This window comes from Arthrobacter sp. HY1533 (assembly GCF_027568515.1).
Classification (GTDB): domain Bacteria; phylum Actinomycetota; class Actinomycetes; order Actinomycetales; family Micrococcaceae; genus Specibacter.
Genome location: NZ_JANKZF010000001.1, coordinates 309,656 through 324,276, shown reverse-complemented (window position 1 = coordinate 324,276; position 14,621 = coordinate 309,656). Strand labels below are relative to the sequence as shown.

Here is a 14,621-nt window from a genome sequence, read left to right as displayed (position 1 = left end):
ACCGGAGTGCGCGTGAAGGACCCGAACCCTACCGTTGAATGTAGCTTGCATCACATCATCAAGCTCTGGTTCGGGACGCGGTCCCGCTTTTGCACAGGAGTTGCCATGTCGAACGACAACAGCACGCGAGCCGGGAAGGGCGTCGCAGATTCCGGCGCTGAGCCCGGCAAGCAAGTGCACCGGCTCAAGGCCAATTCGATAGGACTCATCGGAGTCCTGTTCCTTTCGGTGGCCACGGCCGCCCCCATCACCGCCATGGTTGGCAACGTTCCGATCGCCATTGGATTCGGCAACGGTGCCGGCGCCCCGGCGGGGTACATGGTTGCAACCATTGTTCTTGGCCTTTTCGCCATCGGCTACGCCACCATGGCGAAGCACATCACCTCCACAGGCGCCTTCTATGGGTTCGTCTCCCAGGGGCTGGGGCGCATCCCGGGTTTGGTGGGCGGCCTGCTCACCTCGTTGGCGTACATCGTTTTTGAAGCCGCATTGGTTGGCATTTTCGGATACTTCGGCAACCAGCTGGCCATGGACTTGTTTCACGCCGACATCAGCTGGGTGTACTTTTCCATCGGCATGCTGGTTGTCAACGCGGTCTTGACCTACTTTGACCTGAGCCTGGCGGCCAAGGTCCTGGGCGTCTTCCTGGTGGCGGAAGTCTTCATGCTGGCACTGCTGGCCGTGACTGTCGTGGCCCATGGCGGCGGCCCCCAAGGATGGTCGCTGGAATCCCTGAATCCACTCAGTGCGTTCCGCAGCGTGACGGGCGCATTCCAGAACCCGATGACAGGGACAACTGTTGCGGCCGCAGGCACTGCCGGCGTGGGACTGTTCTTTGCTTTTTGGTCATGGGTCGGTTTTGAATCGACCGCCATGTACGGGGAAGAATCCAAGAACCCGAAAAAGATCATTCCGATCGCGATCATGACCTCGGTTCTCGGAATCGGCGTGTTCTACGTGCTCGTGTCGTGGCTGGCCATTGTTGGCACCGGGCCGCAGAACGCAATCGCGCTCGCCCAGGACAGTGCGACGGCGCCGTGGATCTTCTTCGGACCCGTGGAGAGCAACATCGGGCACTGGGCCGTGGTCATGTTCCAGATCCTGCTGCTCTCGGGATCCTTCGCCTGCGGCATGGCATTCCACAACTGCGCAGCTCGCTACATCTACGCACTTGGCCGTGAGGGGCATTTGCCCGGACTGGCCGAAACCATTGGCCGGACCCACCCGCGCCACGGTTCGCCGCACATTGCCGGCTTCCTGCAGAGCGGCCTGGCCACCGTGATTGTCCTGCTCTTCTTTGCCACGGGCCGCGATCCCTACACCGGCCTGTACACCCTGATGGCGATTCTTGGCACAGGTGCCATTCTCATCGTCCAGGCGATGGCGGCGTTTGCTGTCATCGGCTACTTCCACGGACGCAAGGAACATCCCGAGAGCGCCCACTGGTTCAAGACGTTCCTGGCGCCGGGACTGGGCGGGGTGGGCATGCTGTACGTGTGCTACCTGCTCTTGCAGAACGCGGCGTTTGCGGCCGGCAGCGCCGTTTCCGACCCCATATTCATTGCCATCCCCTACATTGTCGGGGCGTTTGTCCTGGCCGGGCTGGGCCTCGGTTTCTGGCTGCGGGCCAAGCGACCTGAAATTTACGCCCTCGTGGGCCGCGTCACCCTTGAAGACACCGACGCGGAACTGCCCCGCGTGTACTCCGAACACTCCCTCCTCATGGACAAGGACTAAACCATGTCAACGCAAATATCTGAAAGTGAAAAGGTAAACACCATGAATGCCGTCGATCATCCACTGGGAAATCTCACCGTCCACGAAATGGAATCCCTGCGAGGCATCATCGCCGATGCCGGCCTGCTCCAGGACTCGACCCGGTTCGTCCACGCCGGACTCGAAGAACCCCACAAGAACGAAGTCCTGGCCTTCGAACCCGGTGACGCTGTCCGGCGCTGGGCACGCGTTGTCCTGATTGACCTGGCCGATGGAACCTCCAGGGATGTCATCGTCGACATCAACGGGTCCGCCGTCGTTTCCGTCAAGGACATCGCCCCGGAGGACGGTCAGGTTGCCATTCTCGATGAGGAATTCGAGCTCATCAGCACCATCATCCAGGCCGATGCCGGCTTCCAGGCCGCCATCAAGAAGCGCGGCATCGACGCCGCCAAGGTCATTTCCATCCCCCTCTCGGCCGGCCACTACGGCTTTGAGGACGAAATCAACCACCGCGTCGCCCGGTCCCTGTTCTTCATGCAGGACCACCCGAAGGACGCATGTTGGGCCCACCCCGTCGACGGCCTGTGTGCCTACGTGGACATGACCGAAGGCCGGGTGATCAAGCTTGTGGACTTCATGGACCTGCCGGTCCCGGCCGAGGCAGGCAACTACGACGACCCCGACTTCCGTGGCCCCGAGCGCACCAGCCTCAAGCCGCTGGAAATCATCCAGCCCGAAGGCCCGTCCTACCAGGTCGACGGCGAGGTGGTCACCTGGGAAAACTGGAAGTTCCGCATCGGCTTCGACGCACGCGAGGGACTGATCCTGCGCCAGCTCTCCTTCAAGGACAAGGAAAAGGAACGGCCCATCATCTACCGTGCCTCCATCGCGGAAATGGTCGTCCCCTACGCAGACCCCAGCCCCGTCCGCTTCTGGCAAAACTACTTCGACACGGGCGAGTACATGTTTGCCCGCTACACCAACAGCCTGGAACTGGGCTGCGACTGTGTGGGGGAAATCCAGTACTTTGACGGTGTCATCATGGACGAGCAGGGCCGGCCGAAGACCATCAAGAACGCCATCTGCATGCACGAGGAAGACTACGGAATCCTCTGGAAGCACTCCGACTTTGTCACCGGATCCAACGAGACACGGCGGCAGCGCCGCCTCGTAATCTCCTTCTTCACCACAGTTGGCAACTACGACTACGGGTTCTTCTGGTACCTCTACCTCGACGGAACCATCGAGTGCGAATCAAAGCTGACGGGCATCTTGTTCACATCCTCCTACCGCGGCAAGGACTACCCCTACGCGAACGAGGTTGCACCCGGGCTGGGAGCCCCCTACCACCAGCACCTCTTCTCGGCACGCCTGGACATGATGGTTGACGGCACCAAGAACACCGTCAAGGAAGTTGAAGCCCGGCGCGTCCCCGTGGGCCCCGGCAATGAACACGGAAACGCGTTCACCAATGCCGCCACCACCATCAAGAGCGAGTCCGAGGGCGGCCGCATGGCCGACGCCAGCGTGGGCAGGACGTGGCACATCACTAACCCGGGCAGCCTCAACCGATTCGGTGAGCCGGTCTCCTACGTGCTGTACCCGGAGCAGAACCCGACGCTGTTGGCCGATCCGACGGCGTCGGTGACCTCACGCGCCGCGTTCACCACCAAGCAGCTGTGGGTCACCCAGTACGACCCGGCCGAACGCTATTCGGCAGGTGACTACCCGAACCAGCACAGCGGCGGCGGCGGAATCCCCGAATTCCAGAAGGCCAACCGTTCGCTGGAAAACGAGGACGTGGTCCTGTGGCACACCTTTGGGCCGACCCACTTCCCGCGGCCCGAGGACTGGCCTGTCATGCCGGTGGACTACGCAAAGTTCACGCTGAAGCCGCACGGCTTCTTTGACCGCAACCCAACCCTGGATGTGCCGGCGTCGTCATCCCACTGCAAGACCGAGCCCGAGTCCGGCGGGCACGGGCAAACATGCCACTGACGACTTCCATTGTTGCGGCCATACTCACTCTCGTGGGTATGGCCGCGGCCGTCGGACGTCCAGGATGTTCCCGGCTCCTGGCCGCCACGGCGGCGGTCATGGGTGCGATCATGCTGGCGGTGCTGGCCTTTCCCGCCTTTTCAGCGAGCATGGGCGCCGCAGCAACCATCAGCCTGTTGGTGCCTGCCGCGGCCGTCATCGTCCGGAACCGGGTCAAGGCCCGGGAGCCCCTGACCGGCTCACAGAAATCGGTGGCCGGCCTGGTGGTCGTGGACATAGGGTTTATGGCGTTGGCGCTGTTGATGATGACCGCACACCACGGTGGGCAGTCACACGGGGACGGGGCACCGATGGGCGGTATGTCAGGCCACATGGGCCACATGGCGGCTGTTGATGGTGGGCTGATGAACATGCTGGTGCTGCTGGGCTGGACCGTATGTGCCGCAGTCATGGCATTGCCGGCCGTGCTGGAACGCCGACGCGGAATGGCCCCCCACGCATTGTGTTCCGCCTGCATGATCCTTGCCATGTCCGTCATGGCACTGTGAAGTCAGGGCCAGCCGTTGGCCACCGGTGGATAATGGAAATTGAGAGCAACGATTGGAAAGTGGTGCCTTGTGACACTTCAATTATTGACCGGGCGTCAAGAGGAGCATGATGAGAAGTCATCGCCCCTGGAAAAGACATTTGCGGTGCTGGAGTTTGTGGCCGAACGCGGGGGAGCGAGCGCAAAAGAGGTCTCCGATGCCCTGGGCTACCCCATGCCCAGTGTTTACCGGCTGGCCAAGGCCCTCGTCCAGACTGGATACTTGGTCCACCTGAAGGACCAGAGCCGATTTGAACTGGGCTACAAACCGCACCAGCTGGCTGTGTCGCTACACCGCCAGATTGGTGTCCCTTCCCCCGTCAAGGCCGTCATTGCTGAGCTCCACAAACGTGTGGGGATGGCAGCCTACTTTGCCGTGTACCGGGGCGCGGATGTGGTGGTCGCCTACGTTGTCGATTCACCGCAGCATCCCCGACTGACACCCCTGAGCTTCGGTTTCCATGAAGCGGCGCACGCCACGGCCTTCGGCAAGATCATGCTCGCAGGAATGAATACGCCGCAGCGGGACCAGTATCTGTCCGTGCACGGAACGCGACGGCTCCAGGCGAACACCATGACGGACCCGCAGACCCTGGCAACCCATTTGGAGACCGTCATGCTCGATGGCATCGCCTGGGAACATGAAGAGTTTGTGCCGGGAAAGACGTGTGCAGCGGTCGGAGTGCACAACGGGGCAGGCATGGTGGTTGGGTCCGTTGCCGTCAGCACCGAGAGCCACCTCATGCAGGGCAAGGAGGCCGACGTCGAACTGGCCCTGAGGGAGACGGCCAACGTGGTCAGCAAGTACTTCCGAACCGGTCGGTGAATGCGAAAAGGGTGGGTGGCCGGATATTCCGGCCACCCACCCTTTGCGTTGCGCTCTTACTTGGCTTCCCACCAGGGGGTCATGACGGCGCGGGCCAGTGTGTGTCCTGAGAGGTTGAAGCCCAGGAATGCCGGAGTGGCATTCTCCGGAAGGTCAAGCTTTTCCACATCAAGGGCGTGGACGGCGATGAAGTAGTTGTGCTTGCCGCTGCCGGCCGGCGGGGCGGCACCCAGGTAGCGCTTCAGGCTCGCGTCGTTGTTCAACTGCAGGGCGCCGTCCGGCAGGGAGGAGGCGTCGCCGTCGCCCGCGCCAGTGGGCAGCTCTGTGACAGAGGCGGGGATGTTGGCAACAGCCCAGTGCCAGAATCCGCTGCCGGTCGGTGCCGTGGGGTCGTAAACCGTGACCGCGAAGCTCTTGGTCCCGGCCGGATAACCGGACCAGGAGAGCTGGGGGGAGGTGTCAGAGCCGCCGGCGCCGAAGATGCCGCTGACCTGGGGTGTGGGCAGGACTTCGGTGTCCTTGACGTCGGTACTGCTGACGCTGAAGCCGGGAACGGTGGCGATCAAGTCGTAGGGTGTGGTTGTCATGGTTTCTCCTAGAGGGTGTTGGCGTTGCAGGGTTAGGGAATGAGAATGCCGCGGCCGCGGATGCGTCCGTTTTCAAGGTCTGCGATGGCATCCAGGGCGGCGTCCAGGGGGTATTCGGCGGTGTGCAGGGAAATGCTTCCCGCCGCGGTGAGGGTCATCAGTTCCACCAGGTCGTTGTACGTGCCGACCAGGTTTCCCACGATGTTGATTTCGCGGGAGATGATGTCAATGGTCGGGACGTTGACGGCGCCTCCGTAGCCGATGACGTAGTGTGATCCACGGTTCCGCAGCAGACTGGGGGCCAGCAATTCAGCACCGGCCTCGCCCACGAAATCGAAAAGCACATGGCCTCCGCCGCCGGTCATGTCCTGGACCTGCTTTTGGACACTGACATCATCCGTGGCCAGAACAGTGTTGTGGGCGCCGAGTTTCGAGGCCAGTTCCAGGGCTTCCTCGGAACGGTCCACCACGGTGATTTGGGCCGAGGTGATGGCGGCCAGGCTTTGGACCCCAATGTGGCCGAGTCCGCCGGCGCCGACCACGACGGCGTGGGTTCCCGGGTGCAGGAGTTCCGAAGCCTTGCGCACTGCGTGGTAGGCGGTGAGGCCTGCGTCGGCGAGGGCGGCGACGTGGCGCGGTTCCAGTCCGGCGTCGAGCTTTACAACCGCTCGGGCATTGGTCAGCAGTTGCTGCGCCATGCCGCCGTCAACGCTGACGCCGGGGAAGGTGGCGTTTTCACAGTGTGCATCCTGGCCCACGCGGCATGCCGGGCACAGCCCGCAGCTGGTCAGCGGGTGCATGATCACTGCGTCGCCAGGGGCGACGTTTTGGACCGCGCTTCCCACCGCCCGGACCCATCCCGCGTTCTCGTGGCCGAGAGTGTAGGGGAGATGGGGGTCCTGGATGCCTGACCATTGGCCTTCGATGATGTGCAGGTCGGTGCGGCACAGGCCTGCCGCTCCGACGTCGACAATCACATCCCACGGGCCGGTGATTTTCGGCTCGGCGACTTCATCCAGCGTGGGGTGTTTTCCATATTCATGCAGTCTCAGGGCTTTCACGTGGCTCCTCCTCGAGCTCGTGCATCAGAGGAATTCTCGATGCGACGTTCCCAGACTCGCCGACCATGGACCGTGCCGGAACGTTTGCTCTCGGATTTTGAGAACAGGGGCAGGCCTTTGGCCGCGACCCGCGCTAGCCTTGAGCCATGAATGTATCGACCCTTGTTCTTGACCTTCCATCGGTGGTTATCCGACGTATCGCCGTCTCAGCCATGGCGAACAACGTCTACCTCCTCACGGCGAAGCGCACAGGAGCCCAGATCCTGGTTGACGCCGCGGACGATGCCCCTGCCGTTCGCGCACTCCTGGACGCCTCTGCCAACGACTCGCAGGAACCTACGGAACTGAAGCTCATTGCCACGACTCACAGCCACTGGGACCATGTGCGCGCCCTGGCCGAGCTGACTGCAGAGACGGGCGCCGCAACTGTGGCAGGCAGGGCCGACTCGGCCGCCATCGAGGCCGAATCCGGGGTTGTCACAGGCCGACTGCTGGACCATGGCGACGTGGTGGATGTTGACGGCTTGGTGCTCAAGGCGGTACATCTGCGTGGCCACACCCCGGGTTCCATCGCCTACGTGCTGGAAGCCGGGGGAGGAAGTGGGGCCACAGTGATTCTCAGTGGGGATTCACTTTTCCCGGGCGGGGTGGGCAACACGGAGCAGGATCCTGAACGATTCACCTCGCTGCTCAACGACGTTGAGGAACGCCTCTTTGGCGTCTATCCCGATGACGCTTTCGTCCTTCCCGGCCACGGCGATGCCACCACGCTGGGCGCCGAACGCCCGGCCCTGCCGGAATGGCGCAACCGCGGCTGGTGAAGTCCGGGCTTGGTTTTGCTCGATTCTCATTATCCGATAGAGGAACTTTCGGCTGTGCTGGTGCCCTGCCTAGCATTGGAGCATGTACTTTATCGTCGTAAAATTCCAGACCAAGCCCGACTACACCGAAAACTTCATGGACCTCGTGGGTCCGTTCACCACCGCCACACGCCAGGAACCCGGCAACCTGTGGTTTGACTGGTCCCGCAGCGTCGAGGACCCCAGCGAATTCGTCCTGGTTGAAGCATTCCTGGACGACGACGCCGCCGGCGCCCACGTCAACAGCGACCATTTCAAGGCCGGCCTGGAATCCATGCGCCCCGCGCTGGCGTCCACGCCCAAGATCGTCTCCCGCAAGGTCGACGGCGATGCGTGGGGCGACATGGGAGAACTGCAGATCGGCTGAAGCTTCAGGGACTGATAGTAAAGATGGTGGGACTCGGAGGAGTCCCACCATCTTGTTGTTGCTTGTGCCTACGTTCGCCTGAGCCTTACATCCAGGCGGGTGCTATGGGTGTGTTGGGGATGGTGCCGCGGCCTGTTGCCCAGGCAGTGATGGCTGCCAGCGGTCCGGAAACAACGACGGCGTCGGGGTTGGAAGTATCCCCGTAGCGGATGCTGCTTTCTTCAACTGCGATGATGAGACCGGCATCAGTGCCGCGTGTTTTCCAGGCGCTCGTGATATCGGTCAACAGCCGTTCCAAGATGGGTGCCGGAATGTCGCCAACAGTGGCGCCGTTGTTGAGGTCGACGGCGTGGATCCAGACTTCGCGGGTGCGCATCCACACGGTCTCCGAAGCCGGCACGGTGCGGCCCTGGGCGGTTTTGACCTGGTTGCCCCAGTTGGCATCGGGCAGGTCGCGCCATTCCACGCTGAGGTGCACGGCGGCGTGGTCAGTCAGGTTGCGCAGTGCAATGGGGGACAGGGTGGCGCCGAAGTCGATTTCCTGGTTGCGTGCCGCGGGGGAGAGGTACATGGGCGTCTCCACCCCCGTCGCTGCCCACTCGATGAGCCGGGCAATCGCGCGGGCGTTGTAGCCAACGTGCGCGACCACGTGTCGGCGGCTCCAGCCGGGAAGCAGCGAATCGCCGTCGAGCTCGTCATCGGAGAGCTCGTTGAGTTTCCGGGCGAAGAACGCGGTACCGCGCCGCGCTTGCAGGAGGGCGTCCTGCAAGCGCGGATCGGTGGTCAAATCGTGGCGGGCGACCATCAGGCTTCCTTGACCACTTTGTTGCTCAGCTGACCCAGGCCCTCGATGCTGGTGACCAGGATCTGGCCCTCGGCGAGGTAGCGCTTGGGCTCGCGGGCGTGGCCCACGCCGCCCGGAGTTCCGGTGGCAATGACGTCGCCGGGGTTGAGGGTGATGATGGTGGAGATGTAGTGAACCAGAAATTCCGGGGTGAAGACAACATCGCCCGTGGGGGTTGACTGCATGATTTCCCCGTCGACCGCGCTGGTCATGAGCGGGCCGGCGGTGAACTCGTCGGTGGTGACCAGGGCCGGACCGAACGGTGTGCTGTTTTCCCAGGTCTTGCCCTGAAGCCACTGGATGGTACGGAACTGGTAGTCGCGCATGGAGACATCGTTGAGCACGGCGTAGCCGGCGATGTGGTCCTTGGCATCGGCTTCGGCGATGCGGCGCCCGGGCTTGCCGATGATCACTGCGAGTTCGGCTTCCCAGTCCACGGACTCTGATTCCGGCGGCAGGGCCAAGTCATCGTTGGGGCCAATCAGGGACTCGGCGTACTTGGCAAACAGGGTGGGGTAAGGCGGGACGTCCCGACCCATTTCCTTGATGTGGTTGCGGTAGTTGTGGCCCACGCAAATGATCTTGCCGGGTGCGGGGACGACGGCGGCCAAGTCAGCGCCGTCGTAGGCGTGGGTTGCGCCGGTGGCTGCTGCGGCGACAGCTTTCCATTCCGGGTTCTTCAGCAGCTCACCAACGGACGCGTAGCCGTCAATTTCGGTGAGGGTGTCGTCGTCCTGGCGCACCGCCTGGGTGCCGGTGGTGCCGTTGGGGGTGCGGAGAGTCAGAAGTTTCATGAGTTGGTGCGTCCTTCGATGAAGCTGCGGTTGAGGTTGAGGCGTTCGATGATGGGGTGGTCGCCGAACTGGAACAAGTCGAATTCGGTGTCGGCGTGGATCGACCAGGCGGCCCACGACGGGACAACGATCAGGTCACCCTTTTCCAGGTTGTTTGTTTCGCCGTTGATCACGATCGAGCCGCGGCCTTCGAAGACCTGGTAGACACTGGAGCCGACTTCACGGACAGTGTCCGTCGAGGCGCCGGCACGCAGGCGGTGGAACTGGGCCCGGATGGTGGACATGACATCGCCGCCGGTGGTCGGGTTCACGAATCGCACGGCCGCGTGGCCCTGGGAAACAGTGGCCGGGTGGCCCTCATCTTCGAGGCGGAGTTGTTCGGCCAGGGCCCGATCGGTGTGTTCCCAACGGTAGGCGCCGATGGGGGAGGAGATGGTGTTTTGCAGACCAGAGAGCGGACGCAGGCCGGGGTTTGCCCAGAGGCGCTCTGATCGGGAGATGTCGGGAGTTGATTCATCCGTGACCCGCTCGGTGCCGAATTCAAAGAACGCAGTATCGGTGTAGTGCACGAACGGGATGTCCAGGCCATCGATCCAGGCCATGGGCTGATCAGTCTCATTGTGGTGGCCATGGAAATTCCAACCCGGGGTCAACAGGAAATCGCCACGCGACATGCGGACGGGGTCACCGTTAACTACAGTCCAGACTCCTTCGCCCTCGACGACGAAGCGGAAGGCATTTTGGGAGTGCCGGTGCTCGGGGGCTGTTTCATGTCCACCCAAGTACTGGATGGCTGCCCACAACGTCGGGGTGACATAGGGCTTGCCGTCCAGGCCCGGGTTCGCCAGGGCAATCGCCCGGCGTTCTCCGCCGCGACCCACGGGCACCAGATCACCGGAACGCTCAGCCAAAGGCAACAGCGTGTTCCAGCGCCACACATGAGGGACAGCCTTGGGCGTGGGCACCATCGGCATCAAATCAGCGATCTGCGTCCAGAGGGGAATCAAGTTCTCCTGCTCAAAATCCTGATACAACACCTCCAACGCGGCGGCCTCTTCAGGCGTCGCCTCAGGCACGCCCTGCCCGGCGGCAACTGACTCATGCGTGATGTTATCGGCGTCGATAGACACTTGGGGGCCTCCTGCTGTGATCTGTTTTTGATGGACAAGAATGTTGCTCTCGTCACAACAGTAGGTGGGGGCGGGTCAAAGCATCAAACATATTCTGTCTGACAGAATCCGGCCTTTAGTCCCTGTTGACGGGGTTGGCGGCAATGTCCAGCTCCAGCTGGCGCCTGGCCTCGGACAGGCACTGCACCAGTCCGGCATCAAAGAGCGGGCGGAAGCGGGCGATGGGCGTGGCAACACTGATGGCGCCAACCACGTCCCCGGCATTGTTGTGCAGTGCCATGCCCAAGGCACTGATTCCTTCCTCTGTGCCTTCGAAGTTGGCGGCAAAACCATTGCGGCGAATTGCCTCCAATTCCCGCATGAAAGCCGGAAAGTCTACTTCCGTGATGTGGTCGCCGCCAATCTCGGCACTGCTGCTGGAAAAGAGCTTGTGCACCATGTCCGCATCCAGTTCGGCCAGAATGGCCTTGCCGCCGGAAGCCTTGTGGGCTGGCATGACGCTGCCTTGCCTGTCGCCCACCCGCAGGGCGTTGCTTCCTTCGGCTGTACTGAGGAACCTGACCTTGGTGCCCACGCGCACCATGAGGTTGACCGTCTCATTGAGTTGGCTGGAGAGCAGCTCCATGTGGGGTTGGGCCAGTTGCCTCAGCTGCCTTGTCCAGCCAAGTCCCGCAGGACCCACGCCAATGGCCACTCCAGGAACGTAGTTCTTGTGCTCGTCCTGGACTGCGAACCCGCGGTAGACAAGCATCGCCAGCAGCCGGTGCGCCGTGGACGGGGCCACGCCCAGTTCGGCAGCCGCATCCTTGAGCCGCAGCTTGCCGCCGTCGCGCAACAGCTGCAACAGGAGCAGGGCGTTGTCTACGGCCTCGATGGGATACATGGGTTTTTTCCGAAACTCGTTATTCTGCACAATAGAATTATATTGCCTCTCCAATGTGAAGTGGGCCACCCTTATGGCATGGATTACACAAACAACCCCGTCACAACAGGCAAAACCGCCGGTGTGACCCGAACCAGGCCTGCAGCGCAGCCGGCCAAGTTCCCGCGTGCATCATTGATGGCCGTTCTGGTTTGCTGGCTGCTGGTGGTCTTTGATGGATACGACCTGATTGTCTTTGGCACCGTCCAGTCCTCGCTGATCAACGACACCGGCTGGGGCCTGACCAAGGCAACTGCCGGCACAGTTGGCTCCCTGGCGTTTGTGGGCATGATGATTGGTGCAATCGTTGCCGGCCGGCTCGCTGATGCGCTGGGCCGCCGGCGCACCATCTTGGCCTGCGCGATCGCCTTTTCGGTTTTGAGCGCCGCATGTGCCTTCGCGCCCAATGCCTACGTTTTTGGCGCTTTGCGACTGCTCGCCGGCATTGGTTTGGGCGGTCTGGTGCCGTCGGCCAACGCCCTCGTGGCTGAATTGGTGCCCGAGAAATGGCGTTCTGCCATTGCCACCTTGATGATGTCCGGCGTCCCCATTGGCGGTACCCTGGCGGCACTGGTTGGCATCCCGTTGATCCCGCTCTTCGGCTGGCCGGTCATGTTCTTGATCGCCGGCTTGGCACTGGTCATTGTTGTTCCCCTGGGAATCAAGTACCTGCCCAAGACGGCCGCTCCGCGTTCGACGGGGGAGCGTGGCGGCTTCGGTGCCTTGCTGAAGGCTCCCTACCTGGGTGCCAGCGTCCTATTTGCGCTGGCCACCGTTGCCACCTTGTTTGCCTGGTACGGGTTGGGCACCTGGTTGCCCAACCTCATGCAAATGGCAGGCTACAACCTTGGCTCGGCGCTGACCTTTGCCATCGCCCTGAACCTGGGTGCCGTGGCTGGTTCTGTCATCACGGCGTGGGCCGGTGGCCGGTTTGGGCCCATCCGCACCGGAATTGTCGCAGCAGCTGTCGCGGCAGCAGCTCTGGCGGTCATCATGACCGGTCCGCCCGTATTCCTTGTCTACGCCATGCTGGTCCTGGCCGGCGTGGGCACCCACGGCACACAGTGCCTCATCATCGCCGCCGTCGCCACCCGTTACCCAAGCCACCTGCGCGGCACGGCACTTGGCTGGGCACTCGGCGTGGGACGCATTGGTGCCGTGGCGGCCCCCCAGGCGGGCGGATTCCTGCTCGCAGCCGGGCTTGGCGTGAACTCCAATTTCCTGGCTTTCGCCGGAGCCGCCGCGATTGCGGCGATTCTGCTCTGGGTCATCTCGGTCCGGGCCAAAGCCAGCCCCTCACCATTCACATCATCGAATTCTTCAACAAAAGTAGGAAGCAGCCATGTCTAACTCATCCAGTTCCACCACAGAGAAGATCAATACCACTCCGGCACAGGATGTTCTGGTGATCGGTGGCGGCATGGCCGGTTTGGCTGGGGCTCTCGCCTTGCGGGAAAACGGTGCCAGTGTCACTCTCGTTGAAAATGCTCCGGCGTTCGGCGAAGTGGGTGCCGGATTGCAGATGGCCCCGAATGCCTCGCGTGTTTTGAAGCGCTGGGGCTTGCTGGAAAAGGCCTTGGAAATCGGTGTGCAGCCCAAGCACTTGGTTTTCCGTGACGCCGTCAGCGGCGAAGAACTCACCCGCCAGACCCTTGGCGCAGAATTCGAAGAGCGCTACGGCGCCCCCTACGTGGTGATCCACCGCAGCGACCTCCACAGGATCCTGCTGGAAGCCTGCCAGGAGTCCGGCGTGAGGCTGCTCAACGGCGTCTTCGTTGAAAAGGTCGAGACCCAGGGGGACAAGGCACGCGCCTATGCCGCCACCGGCGACGTCTATGAGGCCGACGCCGTTCTGGCCGCGGATGGTTTGAAATCAACCCTGCGCAAGGCTGTTTCAGAGGATGTTCCGGTTCCGTCGTCCTATGTTGCCTACCGCGGCACGGTGCCCATCACGGACTCCACCCCGAAGGCCGACCTGGAAGACGTCATTGTCTACCTCGGCCCGAACTGCCACCTGGTCCAGTACCCGCTGCGCAAGGGCGAGCTGCTGAACACCGTTGCCGTATTCAAGTCGCCCTCGTTTGAGCGTGGCGAGGAGCAGTACGGTGGCGTTGACGAGCTGGAAGAGGCCTACAAGGACTGTGTTCCTGCTGTTCGGGAAGCCCTGAAGAACCTGGCAACCGGCATCCGCTGGCCCATGTACGACAAGAACCCGATTGAGAACTGGGTCAGCGGCCGCATGACGTTGATTGGCGACGCCGCCCACCCCATGCTCCAGTACTTGGCCCAGGGCGCCTGCCAGGCTCTCGAAGATGCCGCCGTTTTGCAGGAAGTCACGCAGGGAACCGTCTTTACAGATTCCGGGATCGACGCCAGTGCCTGGGAAGGCGCCTTCAAGGACTTCAACGAAGCCCGCGCCGGCCGCACGGCCCGTGTCCAGCGCACAGCTCGCGTCTGGGGCGAGTCATGGCATGTCTCCGGCCTGGCCCGCACGCTCCGGAACCTGCTGTTCAAGAGCCGCGGCGACGGCAACTACCAGTACAACGACTGGCTGTACGGGCAGGAAGGCGACGGCGTGCCGGCCGTTGAGTCGAAGGGCGCAAAGGCTTTGGTCAACTAGATGAGTTAGCGAAGTGCCCGCCCCAATATCGGGGCGGGCACGTTCTCATGTGATATTTCTAGGCTTCCGAAGACAAGCCATCCACTGCTGGCGGCAGCGGTCGAGCGCCCTGGGGTCGAGAAGGACTTGGACCACCACCGGCGAAGCCTGATTGCAAGCCTGCGGGCCAACCCGGAGAATGACCTTTTCGGTGAACTGGTACTGGCCAATCGAGCCCAGGGTGCCGCTGGGCAGGACGCTGTCCAGAACGGAGCGCCAGGTGCTGCCGAGTCCGCTCATGGCCGAGGTGGTGGGCGGAAGTTGCAGA

At 62.5% G+C, this 14,621-nt stretch carries 14 protein-coding genes; 8 read left to right on the top strand and 6 right to left on the bottom strand.

Features of this window, described 5'->3' with window-relative positions; genetic code table 11:
• Positions 1-105: 105 nt before the first annotated feature.
• The 4 genes from PCK14_RS01535 to PCK14_RS01520 all read left to right on the top strand — a co-directional run bounded on the left by PCK14_RS01535 (position 106) and on the right by PCK14_RS01520 (position 5,129).
• The gene (locus PCK14_RS01535; protein WP_269936699.1) at positions 106-1,737 is read left to right on the top strand and encodes an APC family permease; all 1,632 of its coding nucleotides are present in this window, start codon (positions 106-108) and stop codon (positions 1,735-1,737) included.
• 42 nt (positions 1,738-1,779) lie between these two features.
• The gene (locus PCK14_RS01530) at positions 1,780-3,717 is read left to right on the top strand and encodes a primary-amine oxidase (RefSeq protein ID WP_269936698.1); all 1,938 of its coding nucleotides are present in this window, start codon (positions 1,780-1,782) and stop codon (positions 3,715-3,717) included.
• Positions 3,708-4,265, top strand: coding sequence for a hypothetical protein (locus tag PCK14_RS01525; protein WP_269936697.1), 558 nt, complete (start codon positions 3,708-3,710; stop codon positions 4,263-4,265). Before PCK14_RS01530 ends, PCK14_RS01525 begins: the two co-directional genes overlap by 10 nt.
• An 84-nt stretch (positions 4,266-4,349) precedes the next feature.
• Positions 4,350-5,129: an IclR family transcriptional regulator gene (locus PCK14_RS01520; protein WP_269936696.1), complete on the top strand. Its 780-nt coding sequence runs from the start codon at positions 4,350-4,352 to the stop codon at positions 5,127-5,129.
• A gap of 56 nt (positions 5,130-5,185) precedes the next feature.
• Here the strand turns inward: PCK14_RS01520 and PCK14_RS01515 are convergent, their stop codons facing one another.
• Both PCK14_RS01515 and PCK14_RS01510 read right to left on the bottom strand, forming a co-directional pair.
• Positions 5,186-5,716, bottom strand: a complete 531-nt coding sequence (locus tag PCK14_RS01515; RefSeq protein WP_269936695.1) for a YbhB/YbcL family Raf kinase inhibitor-like protein — start codon at positions 5,714-5,716, stop codon at positions 5,186-5,188.
• 32 nt (positions 5,717-5,748) lie between these two features.
• Positions 5,749-6,777, bottom strand: a complete 1,029-nt coding sequence (locus tag PCK14_RS01510) for an NAD(P)-dependent alcohol dehydrogenase (protein WP_269936694.1) — start codon at positions 6,775-6,777, stop codon at positions 5,749-5,751.
• Positions 6,778-6,923: 146 nt separating this feature from the next.
• Between PCK14_RS01510 and PCK14_RS01505 the strand changes: the two genes are divergently transcribed.
• Together PCK14_RS01505 and PCK14_RS01500 are read left to right on the top strand one after the other, a co-directional pair.
• A complete protein-coding gene (locus PCK14_RS01505; protein ID WP_269936693.1) occupies positions 6,924-7,598 on the top strand; it encodes an MBL fold metallo-hydrolase in 675 nt (224 codons plus the stop codon).
• An 82-nt stretch (positions 7,599-7,680) separates the two neighbouring features.
• Positions 7,681-8,004 (top strand): putative quinol monooxygenase, encoded by a 324-nt coding sequence (locus tag PCK14_RS01500; RefSeq protein ID WP_269936692.1) that lies wholly within the window; start codon positions 7,681-7,683, stop codon positions 8,002-8,004.
• An 85-nt stretch (positions 8,005-8,089) separates the two neighbouring features.
• Here PCK14_RS01500 and PCK14_RS01495 read toward each other — a convergent pair whose 3' ends face one another.
• The 4 genes from PCK14_RS01495 to PCK14_RS01480 form a co-directional block, all read right to left on the bottom strand.
• The gene (locus PCK14_RS01495; RefSeq protein ID WP_269936691.1) at positions 8,090-8,809 is read right to left on the bottom strand and encodes a maleylpyruvate isomerase family mycothiol-dependent enzyme; all 720 of its coding nucleotides are present in this window, start codon (positions 8,807-8,809) and stop codon (positions 8,090-8,092) included.
• Positions 8,809-9,642, bottom strand: a complete 834-nt coding sequence (locus PCK14_RS01490; protein ID WP_269936690.1) for a fumarylacetoacetate hydrolase family protein — start codon at positions 9,640-9,642, stop codon at positions 8,809-8,811. The genes PCK14_RS01495 and PCK14_RS01490 overlap by 1 nt, the downstream gene beginning before the upstream one ends.
• On the bottom strand, positions 9,639-10,772 hold the full coding sequence (locus PCK14_RS01485; protein ID WP_269936689.1) for a cupin domain-containing protein: 1,134 nt from the start codon (positions 10,770-10,772) through the stop codon (positions 9,639-9,641). Before PCK14_RS01485 ends, PCK14_RS01490 begins: the two co-directional genes overlap by 4 nt.
• A 115-nt stretch (positions 10,773-10,887) precedes the next feature.
• Complete coding sequence (locus PCK14_RS01480) at positions 10,888-11,655, bottom strand: IclR family transcriptional regulator (protein WP_269936688.1); 768 nt, start codon at positions 11,653-11,655, stop codon at positions 10,888-10,890.
• A gap of 78 nt (positions 11,656-11,733) precedes the next feature.
• Here PCK14_RS01480 and PCK14_RS01475 point away from each other — a divergent pair, with 78 nt between their 5' ends.
• Together PCK14_RS01475 and PCK14_RS01470 are read left to right on the top strand one after the other, a co-directional pair.
• Positions 11,734-13,044 (top strand): MFS transporter, encoded by a 1,311-nt coding sequence (locus PCK14_RS01475; RefSeq protein WP_442864646.1) that lies wholly within the window; start codon positions 11,734-11,736, stop codon positions 13,042-13,044.
• Positions 13,037-14,314, top strand: a complete 1,278-nt coding sequence (locus tag PCK14_RS01470) for an FAD-dependent oxidoreductase (RefSeq protein ID WP_269936687.1) — start codon at positions 13,037-13,039, stop codon at positions 14,312-14,314. The genes PCK14_RS01475 and PCK14_RS01470 overlap by 8 nt, the downstream gene beginning before the upstream one ends.
• Positions 14,315-14,621 lie beyond the last annotated feature (307 nt).

What these genes read in the sequence shown, in the direction of transcription:
- PCK14_RS01525 (WP_269936697.1), top strand. Translation starts at nt 3,708, where the DNA reads ATGCCACTGACGACTTCCATTGTTGCGGCCATACTCACTCTCGTGGGT.
- PCK14_RS01475 (WP_442864646.1), top strand. Translation starts at nt 11,734, where the DNA reads ATGGATTACACAAACAACCCCGTCACAACAGGCAAAACCGCCGGTGTG.
- PCK14_RS01480 (WP_269936688.1), bottom strand. Translation starts at nt 11,655, where the DNA reads ATGTATCCCATCGAGGCCGTAGACAACGCCCTGCTCCTGTTGCAGCTG.
- PCK14_RS01530 (WP_269936698.1), top strand. Translation starts at nt 1,780, where the DNA reads ATGAATGCCGTCGATCATCCACTGGGAAATCTCACCGTCCACGAAATG.
- PCK14_RS01535 (WP_269936699.1), top strand. Translation starts at nt 106, where the DNA reads ATGTCGAACGACAACAGCACGCGAGCCGGGAAGGGCGTCGCAGATTCC.
- PCK14_RS01470 (WP_269936687.1), top strand. Translation starts at nt 13,037, where the DNA reads ATGTCTAACTCATCCAGTTCCACCACAGAGAAGATCAATACCACTCCG.
- PCK14_RS01515 (WP_269936695.1), bottom strand. Translation starts at nt 5,716, where the DNA reads ATGACAACCACACCCTACGACTTGATCGCCACCGTTCCCGGCTTCAGC.
- PCK14_RS01500 (WP_269936692.1), top strand. Translation starts at nt 7,681, where the DNA reads ATGTACTTTATCGTCGTAAAATTCCAGACCAAGCCCGACTACACCGAA.
- PCK14_RS01490 (WP_269936690.1), bottom strand. Translation starts at nt 9,642, where the DNA reads ATGAAACTTCTGACTCTCCGCACCCCCAACGGCACCACCGGCACCCAG.
- PCK14_RS01505 (WP_269936693.1), top strand. Translation starts at nt 6,924, where the DNA reads ATGAATGTATCGACCCTTGTTCTTGACCTTCCATCGGTGGTTATCCGA.
- PCK14_RS01495 (WP_269936691.1), bottom strand. Translation starts at nt 8,809, where the DNA reads ATGGTCGCCCGCCACGATTTGACCACCGATCCGCGCTTGCAGGACGCC.